This window comes from Pseudoalteromonas sp. SR43-3 (assembly GCF_014163875.1).
GTDB classification, from domain to species: domain Bacteria; phylum Pseudomonadota; class Gammaproteobacteria; order Enterobacterales; family Alteromonadaceae; genus Pseudoalteromonas; species Pseudoalteromonas distincta.
The window spans coordinates 238723-248989 of record NZ_JACJEC010000005.1 but is presented as its reverse complement, the minus strand read 5'-3'; the positions used below and the strand labels follow the sequence as shown (position 1 = coordinate 248989).

Annotated in this window: 10 protein-coding genes; 7 read left to right on the top strand and 3 right to left on the bottom strand. The window is 39.1% G+C overall.

The genetic code is table 11. The annotated features are described in order from the left end of the window. The 3 genes from H5088_RS20450 to fliD form a co-directional block, all read left to right on the top strand. Nucleotides 1–1338 (top strand): flagellin (locus tag H5088_RS20450; protein ID WP_182752718.1); only part of this gene is annotated, 1338 nt, incomplete at its 5' end. A gap of 155 nt (nucleotides 1339–1493) precedes the next feature. Continuing rightward, a complete protein-coding gene (locus H5088_RS09185; protein WP_182752717.1) occupies nucleotides 1494–1919 on the top strand; it encodes a flagellar protein FlaG in 426 nt (141 codons plus the stop codon). Between the two features lie 78 nt (nucleotides 1920–1997). Further along, a complete protein-coding gene (fliD, locus tag H5088_RS09180; RefSeq protein WP_182752716.1) occupies nucleotides 1998–3431 on the top strand; it encodes a flagellar filament capping protein FliD in 1434 nt (477 codons plus the stop codon). A 142-nt stretch (nucleotides 3432–3573) separates the two neighbouring features. On the opposite strand, the gene H5088_RS09175 is transcribed toward fliD, so the two are convergent. Together H5088_RS09175 and fliS are read right to left on the bottom strand one after the other, a co-directional pair. Then, a complete protein-coding gene (locus H5088_RS09175; protein ID WP_182752715.1) occupies nucleotides 3574–3885 on the bottom strand; it encodes a hypothetical protein in 312 nt (103 codons plus the stop codon). An 8-nt stretch (nucleotides 3886–3893) separates the two neighbouring features. Then, nucleotides 3894–4295, bottom strand: a complete 402-nt coding sequence (fliS, locus tag H5088_RS09170; protein WP_024599221.1) for a flagellar export chaperone FliS — start codon at nucleotides 4293–4295, stop codon at nucleotides 3894–3896. Between the two features lie 446 nt (nucleotides 4296–4741). On the opposite strand from fliS, the gene H5088_RS09165 reads away from it, so the two are divergent. Beyond that, nucleotides 4742–6178 (top strand): sigma-54-dependent Fis family transcriptional regulator, encoded by a 1437-nt coding sequence (locus H5088_RS09165; RefSeq protein WP_182752714.1) that lies wholly within the window; start codon nucleotides 4742–4744, stop codon nucleotides 6176–6178. Between the two features lie 287 nt (nucleotides 6179–6465). Here the strand turns inward: H5088_RS09165 and H5088_RS09160 are convergent, their stop codons facing one another. Next, on the bottom strand, nucleotides 6466–7059 hold the full coding sequence (locus tag H5088_RS09160; RefSeq protein WP_182752713.1) for a DNA-3-methyladenine glycosylase I: 594 nt from the start codon (nucleotides 7057–7059) through the stop codon (nucleotides 6466–6468). Between the two features lie 132 nt (nucleotides 7060–7191). Between H5088_RS09160 and H5088_RS09155 the strand changes: the two genes are divergently transcribed. From H5088_RS09155 to fliE, 3 genes are all read left to right on the top strand, one after another. Next, nucleotides 7192–8304, top strand: a complete 1113-nt coding sequence (locus H5088_RS09155) for a PAS domain-containing sensor histidine kinase (RefSeq protein WP_182752712.1) — start codon at nucleotides 7192–7194, stop codon at nucleotides 8302–8304. Further along, entirely contained in the window at nucleotides 8301–9767 is a 1467-nt protein-coding gene (locus tag H5088_RS09150; protein ID WP_182732715.1) for a sigma-54 dependent transcriptional regulator, read from the top strand. Before H5088_RS09155 ends, H5088_RS09150 begins: the two co-directional genes overlap by 4 nt. 156 nt (nucleotides 9768–9923) lie before the next feature. Then, on the top strand, nucleotides 9924–10256 hold the full coding sequence (fliE, locus tag H5088_RS09145) for a flagellar hook-basal body complex protein FliE (RefSeq protein WP_138488709.1): 333 nt from the start codon (nucleotides 9924–9926) through the stop codon (nucleotides 10254–10256). Nucleotides 10257–10267 lie beyond the last annotated feature (11 nt).

Here is a 10267-nt window from a genome sequence, read left to right as displayed (position 1 = left end):
AAAGATGATGCGGCTGGCTTGCAGATTTCGAATCGTATGACATCGCAAATTAATGGTTTAGCTGTAGCGCAACGAAATGCTAACGATGGTATTTCAATGGCGCAAACAGCCGAGGGGGCGATGCAGTCATCTACAGATATTCTTCAGCGTATGCGTGAACTAGCATTACAATCTTCAAATGGCTCAAATTCAGATAAAGATCGCCAGTCATTAAATAAAGAAGTGACTGCATTAAAATCAGAATTAACGCGCATTGCCGAAACAACGTCTTTTGGTGGGCAGAATTTATTGGATGGTAGCTTCGGTACTAAGGCATTTCAAGTTGGGGCTAATGCAAATGAATCAATTTCAATATCGTTGGGTAATATCGACGCAAAATCACTAGGAAGTAATGATTTAGCACTATACGCAGGAGGCACTGCTGGTTTAGGGTCTGTTGTTGCAGGTACTTCGTTAGCTACTGGTAATGGAACTACAGGTAGTTTTACTATTGAAGGGGTTGAATCTAAGACAATCACAGTTACAAATGGCGATTCCGCCTTGGATATAGCTAAGGCAGTCAACCTTCAGTCAGGTACTACAGGGGTTTCTGCTGACTCTAAAACAGGCGTTAAAATAACGGCATCAACAATAGATACTGGTACTATTGGTTTTTCTTTAAATGGTCAAACAATTAGCTCTACAGCTTCAGCTACAGATGTAAGTGGGTTAGCTACAGCTATAAACGATAAGTCATCTACGACAGGTGTAAGCGCGTCGATAGATGATTCAGGCGATTTAATATTATCAAATAGCACTGGCGAAGATATAACACTTGCAGCTTTTACTAGCTCGGCAGGAGCTACTGATTCAATAGACATTACTTCATTAAAATATGATGGCACGGCTGGTCAAGCTAGCGCTTTGACGGAAGGTGGTGATGTTACTGCTCGAATAGCGGGTACTGTGAATTTAACTTCTGATAATACATTCAAAACATCGACCTCAGATACTACAATAGGAACGGCTGCTGACTCAGCATTAACCAGTATTGATAAGGTAGACTTAACGAGTGTTGATGGCTCTCAAAACGCCTTATCTATTATTGATGCAGCACTGTCTAAAATAGACAGCAATCGCGCAGATTTAGGTGCAATTCAAAATCGCTTTGGTTACACAATTAACAATTTAGCGAATATTGAGGAGAATTTATCAGCATCACGTAGCCGTATTCAGGATACTGATTTTGCAACTGAAACTGCTGAAATGACGAAAAACCAAATACTACAACAAGCGGGTACGTCAATCTTGTCTCAAGCGAACCAGTTACCACAAACAGCACTTAGCTTATTAGGTTAATAAGTTAAGTTAGTAGCTTAATAGTTAGCTAACTAATACATAAAGTCAGTATTAGTATTTTAAAAAAGGAGGTGGCTTTAGCTACCTCCTTTTGTGTTTTAAGAATATAAACTAAGCTATTGTTGGTTTAATTAAGTGAAAAATAGGAATCTGTTATGAATACAATTACTTCAAACGCAGAGGTTACAACATTACCGACTCCTGCTGCTGGTGATGATAAGCAAGTAGGGCAAGCTGCTAGTTCGCTAACTGAACGCGCTGTTGACGATGTAAAGCAAGCTGATACACAAAATCAACAACGATTACAGCAAAACCAATACAAAAATAACAATCAAGATGAAAAAGCTCAGCCGTTAGAGCGCGAACAGTTAGAGAAAATGGCGCAACAATTGCAGGACTTTATGGGCGAAATGAACCGTAGTTTGCAATTTAAAGTTGATGAAGATTCAGGTCGTGATGTGATTAAAGTGCTCGATAAAGACAGCGGCGAAGTTATCAAGCAGTATCCTTCTGAAGAAGTATTAAGTTTGGTGTCTAAACTGTCTGAATCTGCCGGTATTTTAATTGACCAAACAGTGTAGCAATCAGCTCAAAATATTCACTTTCAAGTGTTAATTATTAAGAGTTAAGTTAGTTTTTATGTATTTAAGAGGTGTAGCATGGCGATTTCGTTTACTGGTTTAGGTTCTGGGTTAGCAGTATCAGATATTGTCGATGCACTAGTTAATGCTGAACAAGCCCCCGCTGAAGCTCGGTTAAATAATACCGAAGGTAAATTAACAACAGATATTTCTGCTGTTGGTGCGTTAAAGTCGGCGCTCGAAAAAGTACAAACGTCAATGGATGCATTGGGTGATGTTGATAGTTATCAACAGCGCAGTGTCTCAGGTAGCGATGATTTTATATCTATCAGTTCAGATAAAGATGCTCAACCAGGTAGTTATAATGTGAAAGTAGATGCATTAGCACAAGCTCATAAGTTATCATCCCCTGCATTTGCTGCGGATGAAGCAATTGGAGCTGGCGTAATTACAATAGGCTCTGGTGCAAATAGTTTTTCTACTGTTTTATCGGCTACAAATACATTAGAAGATTTACGAGACCAAATTAATAACGGCCCTTTTACTGGCAGCGATAGCAATGATTCGGTTGTCGCCACTATAATAACCAGTGATACCGGTCAGCATTTAGTACTTACAAGTAAAGAAACGGGTGAAGATAACGCAATTACAATAACCGTACAAGACGATGACGGTAATAATACCGATACAGGCGGGTTATCTCGATTAACTTATGATGTATCAGACGCAGACCCTGCTAACCACACAACTAATTTAACGCAAGTTAATGCTGCTCAAAATGCACAAATAACAATTGATGGCACGTTGACTGTATCAAGCAATACTAATGAGTTTAGTAATGTGATTGATGGCGTGGATATTACAGCTAAAAAACCCCATGATACAGACGATGATGTGAGCGATATAGCTGTTACCGAAAATAATAATAATATACGAGCAGGTTTAAATAGTTTTATCAGTAGCTACAATGAGCTGTTAGAGCTTAGTAATAACTTGGGTGCCTCAAGTGAAGCTGGCGCTGGAGTTATGGCTGGGGATTCATTACTTCGTGGTGTTATGTCAAAACTACGTAGTGAAATCACTGAATCAGTTGATTTAGGTGATGGTAACTCATTGTCACTTTCGCAATTAGGTGTTGAAACAGATAGATACGGTGTTTTAACACTAAATACTGAAACATTGGATGAGCAAATAGATGCAGATGTAAATTTAGTGCAACAGTTTTTTGTAGGTGATGACGATGATGGCTTTGCACAATCGTTTGATGAGCTAATGAGCTTTTATACAGACTCCGACGGTATTATCCAAAACAGAATCGACAGTAAAACGAATCAACTAGATGATTTAGATGATCAGCGTTTGAGCCTTACTAGTAAAATGGAGTCACTATCGTCTCGACTATATGCTCAATATAATGCGATGGATTTATTAGTAGCGAGCCTTAATAACACCAGTAGTTATGTTCAAGCTCAATTAGAGAACATGCCAGGCGTAGTTAGGCAATCAAATTAAGAGCTGAGTTAAAGGTATTACGAATCAATAAAAAACCGCTAAGTTTAAATTTAGCGGTTTTTTGTGTATTATTCTTTGATTCAAATAGTAAGCTATAGCCATGTATTTAGTTAGAATAAAGGCAGTTTATTAAACCCATTTACTAAATGGCTTTGTAAGCTTTTATCGCCTTTCCTGACTTTTTATGTTTAATAATAGCTTTAGATGATTCGTTTTTTGCACTATTCGCTTTTACTAAAATAGTATTTATACGAAGCTGAATTAATTCTAATTGCTCTGTACTTGGGCCTTCGCTACTTTCGCACCATTGCTTTAGTTCAGTATTTAAAGTGTCTAGAAAAGGCTGAGCTTCGTCTGCGTTATCATCATTTACTAACACTTCAATTTTACTAAGCAACGTTTGTATATGCTCTGCATGGCTTGTTAGTTTCTCTGAAGATGCTGGCGCGTCCATAATTAAAGTTAAACCGCAGGGCTGCGTTGATCTAGCGGGATGTTATCCCAACCTTCTTTAATTTCTTTAACAATACTTGATACTTCAATAATTGCTTCAATATCGTTGTTTATGTTCGCTTGTGTTAAACGGCGTTGGCAGTAATCGTAAAGTGCCAATAAATTGTTAGAAATACTAGGGTCTTGTTCTACTTCTAAATTGAGTGCGTCTTGCAGTGCACCAAATAATAAAACACAGGCCGAAATATTTTCACCTTTTTTTTGTATTTCTTTGCGCTCGATAAACCCTTTAGTTGCTGCTAAGCGACCGATAATATTACTGAATATAAGGTTTATTTGTTCGTAAGGGGCCATTTCGGCAATACTACTGGCACGAACTTGACCGTATTTTTTTACTGAGACATGAGCCATGGGAAGATCCTAAAATTTAAAACAATAAAATTATGTGAAAGCTAATATAAAAAACTCTATATAAAACTGATATGAAAATTTAATAAAGCTTTTATATTTTTATAAGAATAAAGCAATATTAATGCCAAGCATTTTCACTTATTTATGTATCGGCATTTGTAACTTCAACTTAAATTTATAATTGAGTTTATTTACTAACAATAGCATTTTTATTGCAGAGTAAATTAATTTTTAGGGCTAAGTTATAGTTAGGTAATAGTTAAGTAATGGCTAAGTTAAAACTATAACCCATACTTAATGATTAACTATTAAGTATGGTTGACTTAACTAGCCCGCCTGTTTTTTGGCGTTTATGTCAAAAAACTGCCGCTATCACTTGCATCCATGCTGAACTGGCTTACAATTTAACTAATTATACAAATTAGTGAAAGTACGGCTCGCTAAATATGATCTTGATTTTAGATAATAATAACAACCGCGCAATAGGATTAAATGCTTCACTTGGCTTTATTGGTGAAGCTGTTCAACTATTAAGCGAAGACTGCTTTGAACAAGAATGCAAAAAATATCAGCAGCAAGAATGCATGATCATTTTAGGAGCATTGCAATCACTTGACCACGAAAGCTTAATTAAACGCTATCCAACATTACCCTTTTTGTTAATTGGCGAAACGCTAAAACCACTATTAAGTATAGCTAATGTAGTGGGGCTTATTTGCGAGCCGTTTAATCACGAAGTAACAACTCAGTTACTTCACGACTGCCAGCAGTATCAGCGTATGCTGCCTAATGAGCATAAGCATTCTAAACCACATAAAACTTTTGATGGACTTGTTGGTGAAACAGAGGCAGTCAAAGATGTTCGCTTTTTAATTGAACAAGTGGCAAAAACTGATGCTAATGTTTTAATTTTAGGCGAATCAGGCACAGGTAAAGAAGTGGTTGCCCGTAATGTACACCTGCTTTCAAAGCGTATTAATGGACCATTTGTACCAGTTAACTGTGGTGCTATACCGGCTGAGCTGCTCGAAAGTGAACTATTTGGCCACGAAAAAGGCGCGTTCACTGGTGCTATATCGGCTCGTAAAGGGCGCTTTGAACTAGCTCAAGGTGGAACGCTATTTTTAGATGAAATAGGCGATATGCCACTGCAAATGCAAGTTAAGTTGCTGCGAGTATTGCAAGAACGCAGCTACGAGCGTGTTGGTGGTACAAAGGCTATCCAAGCTGATGTACGCGTTATTGCGGCCACGCATCGTAATCTTGAAATAATGATTGAAGAGGGCAGTTTTAGGGAAGATTTATATTACCGCTTAAATGTATTTCCTATCGAAAACCCATCGCTTAGTGAACGTGCTGATGATATACCGCTGCTTTTAAAAGAGTTAATGCGCCGTGTTAACGACCAGACTGGTTCTACCGCTAAGTTTACAGAGCGCGCAGTTGAGAGCTTAAAAGAACATGCTTGGCCTGGTAATATTCGTGAGCTTGCTAATTTGGTGGAGCGTATGGTTATTATGTTCCCTGACAAAGTGGTTGATATTCCTGATTTACCTAACAAATATCGTTACATTGAAGTTGAAGCCTACGAGCCAGAATACCCTGAAGAGTTAATGGAAAAAGACGCCTTTAACGACATATTTAGCACAGGCTTTAGTGATTACGAAAGTGAGCCTGACGCTAAGTTTAGCCAAGCGGGTAGTGGGCTATTGCCAGATGATGGTATTGAACTTAAAGATTATTTAGCCGAACTTGAAATAAGCTTAATTACCCAAGCGTTAGAGCGCTATGATTACGTTGTAGCTCGCGCTGCAGAGATATTAGGGGTTCGCAGAACAACACTCGTTGAGAAAATGAAAAAGTATAATCTTTCACGAGATTAGAAGTAAGAAAATGGTGAAATACTTTTCGTTATTTATTATTCATTTGTGATCAATCACTTTAGGGGCTTTGCCCGTCACGCAAGCAAGCTTGGCGTCTACAAGATAACCCAAACTTAAACCTTGGCGGTAGACGCTGAGCTTGCTCGCGTGAAAAGCGTAGCTTTTAATCATTTAAATAAAACGTTATTTCACAAAGAGAAAAACGAAGCTAAATGAGAAACCATAGTCAACTTACGCTTTACTTCTCTAAAGCGCAGCGTCTCTTAACCTCTTTGTGAACTAATCACTTACTCACTAAAGGTCTTAATAATTTCTTCTTTTCTAAAACAATCATTACTGTGATCGTTAACCATACCGCAGGCCTGCATATGCGCATATACCGTTGTAGGGCCTAAAAACTTAAAACCCCGTTTTTTTAAATCTTTAGCAAATGCAGTTGATGCCTCTGTAATTGCTGGGTAGTCCTCAGCGTTATTTAAATTACTTATAATCGGTTTATTATCGACAAACTGCCATTGGTAGTTACTAAAACTTCCAAATTCTTTTTGTATTTCTATAAAGCACTTTGCGTTGTTAACAGTTGCCGCAATTTTTAAGCGATTGCGCACAATACCCTCATCAAGCATTAATCTCTCAATGTCATCTTGTGTGAATTGTGCCACTTTATCTACATCAAAATTAGCAAATGCTTTTTTATAACCGCTGCGCTTTTTTAAAATTGTGTACCAGCTTAAGCCGGCTTGCGCTGATTCAAGAGTGATAAATTCAAACAGCTTTGTATCATCATAAAGAGGGACGCCCCATTCTTCATCATGGTAAATAACGTAGTCGGGTTTAGTGGTGTCGAGCCACGGGCAACGGCACTTTTTTTGCTCACTCATTATTATTCCTTTTTGTGTGCGTCATTTTTATGTCGCTCAAATTATTGATGTAACTTAATGATAAGTATGTAAATAAATTTTGGTATAAATCGTGCATTTAGACATGTATCTACATCAATTCGAGATTTGATTATGGCCCTTGCTAGCGTGCTAAAACCACAGTTTTTTTCTGCAAATCAGTATAACCCATGTTTACTTCAAGAGGAGTACATTGGTGAATTAAGCGATCTGCGCAAGCAAGCAAGTTGGCTTTCGCACTTGGTTGATACCATGCCAGCAGGTGTGGTTGTACTTGATGGCAAAGGGTTGGTTGCAAAAGCGAATCAAATAGCGATTGATATGCTTGGCGAGCCACTTGAAGGCGAACGCTGGTTTAATGTTATTCAGCGCTCTTTTAGGCCGCATCAAGACGATGGTCACGAAGTGTCTTTAAAAGACGGGCGCCTAATAAAACTTGATATTACTGCTTTAGCACCAGAGCCTGGGCAACTTATTTTAATGACGGATTTAACCGAAACTCGCCGCTTACAAAAACGTGTTGCACATATGCAGCGATTAAGCGCGCTGGGCAAAATGGTTGCATCATTAGCGCATCAAGTCCGTACGCCGCTCTCAGCCGCTATGCTTTATGCTGCTAATTTAGGGTCAAAGCGCTTACCCGAAGCATCTCGCGATAACTTTCAAACAAAGTTAATGTCGCGTTTAAAAGATTTAGAAACTCAAGTAAACGACATGCTGTTATTTGCTAAAAGTGGCGATCAGCAAGTTGTTGAGCAAGTTTCAATGCAGCAGCTTTTAACCGAAGTTAAAGCAGGTGCTGATGCGATGGTCGCACTTAATGAAAGTGAACTGGATGTAAGCTTACCAGAACCCGATATACAAATAGTTGGTAATAAAACGGCATTGGCCAGTGCTATTCAAAATCTAGTGCACAATAGTATTCAAGTTATTGGCGGCGGCGCAAAAGTAAAAATTAGCGCACAAAGAGATTTAAAAGATTTAGATATGGTTCGTATTAGTGTGAGCGACAATGGCCCTGGTGTTGATTTAAGCCAAAGCGATAAAATTTTTGAACCATTTTTTACTACAAAAAGTCAGGGCACAGGTTTAGGGCTTGCTGTAGTGAGTTCGGTGGCTAGTGCGCACCAAGGCCGTGTTGATGTGACTAATAATACGCAGGGTGGTGCCTGCTTTAGCTTGTTACTGCCTATTAAGGCAACATCTAAATTAGAGGGGTCATTATGAGTAACACTATTTTAGTTGTCGAAGATGACGCAGGGCTTCGTGAAGCCTTAATAGATACCCTTGAAATGTCGGGTATTGAATGTGTTGCAGCGAGCAGTGCTGAGCAAGCAATGTTACTGCTTAAAAAAGATCAATTTTCGCTTGTTGTAAGCGACGTGCAAATGGGCGCAATGAGTGGACTTGATTTACTACGCAGTATTAAATTAAACCACCCTGATTTACCTGTATTGATGATGACGGCGTATGCCACAATTGACGATGCGGTAGAGGCCATGCGCCTAGGTGCAATTGACTACATGGCAAAACCATTTGCACCTGAAGTGCTGTTAAATATGGTGAGCCGTTATTTGCCTGAAAAAGAAAAAGAAACCGACGGCCCCATTGTTGCTGACCCAACTAGTATTCAATTATTGGAGCTTGCAAGTAAAGTAGCACGCTCTGATGCAAGTGTAATGGTACTTGGCCCAAGTGGTTCAGGTAAGGAAGTACTTGCGCGTTATATTCATGATAAGTCGAGCCGATGTAATGAGCCATTTGTAGCGATTAACTGCGCGGCTATTCCTGAAAATATGCTCGAAGCCACGTTATTTGGTTACGAAAAAGGGGCTTTTACGGGCGCGATTCAAGCATGTCCGGGTAAGTTTGAGCAAGCACAAGGCGGCACTATTTTACTTGATGAAATTACTGAAATGGACTTAGGGCTACAAGCTAAACTTTTACGCGTACTGCAAGAACGTGAAGTAGAGCGTTTAGGGGGGCGTAAAACAATTCAGCTCGATGTACGTATTTTGGCAACCAGTAATCGTGATTTAAAAGAAGCTGTGTCTGAAAATCAGTTTAGAGAAGATTTATATTACAGGCTTAATGTTTTTCCACTTATGTGGCGACCATTGTGCCAACGCCCTGGCGATATTATTGTATTGGCTAAGCATTTAATTGAGCGCCATATAAGTAAAAGCAAAGAGCCTATGGCGTATTTAGATAAAGCTGCTGAGCAAAAGTTACTGGCTCACGCGTGGCCTGGTAATGTACGCGAGCTTGATAATGTTATACAGCGTGCGCTTATACTGCGCACGGGTAACACAATAAACGAGCATGCTATTTTTATCGAAAACTTAGTATCTAATAACTTTGTTATGGAGCCTTCATTGGCACCGGCGCAAACCGTATCGCCAACAGAATTAGCTCATGCAGATAAAGGTGTTGATAAAAGCACGTTAAGCTCTGCATATTATGATGAAAAATCGCATGCCGAGGATGAGCCTAATCAAGGTTTGCTAGCGGCAGATACCGGTAGCTATAAAGATGAGCTTAAAGACAAAGAGCATCGTATTATTTTAGAAACCCTTGCACGTTGCCAAGGTAAGCGTAAAGACGTTGCTGAAACGTTGGGTATAAGCCCACGAACTTTACGTTATAAACTAGCGCAAATGCGCGATTTAGGTATTTCACTTCCTGCATAACCTCCTATAAACCCTAAGTTTGCGCTGCGAGCTTAGGGTTGTCAAAACTCTGACTCACACAAATTAAAGTTAACCTACTGTATTTTAATGATTAATTATTTGGCATGCTTTGTGCTTTATTACTTATAAGAGTTCACTGCGTGTCAGAGATAAATTATGAAAATTCAAAACAGTGCTGTATTTCAAGAAATGCAATCAATGGCTTTAGAAGCCGGCCGTAATAATCAAACTAATAAACTGCCAACTCAGGTGCAGACTACTTCTACAGCACAATTTGGCGACATGCTAAGTGATGCAATAAATTCAGTGCACGGGTTACAACAAGATGCCGCGCAAAAAGTAACAGCAGTTGAGATGGGGGATCGAAGTGTATCTCTTGCTGAGGCGATGATTGCTTCTCAAAAATCGTCAGTTGCTTTTGAGGCTACAGTACAGGTTCGTAATAAACTTGTTGAAGCTTATAAAGAAATCATGAACATGCCTGTTTAATTAGGTAGTGG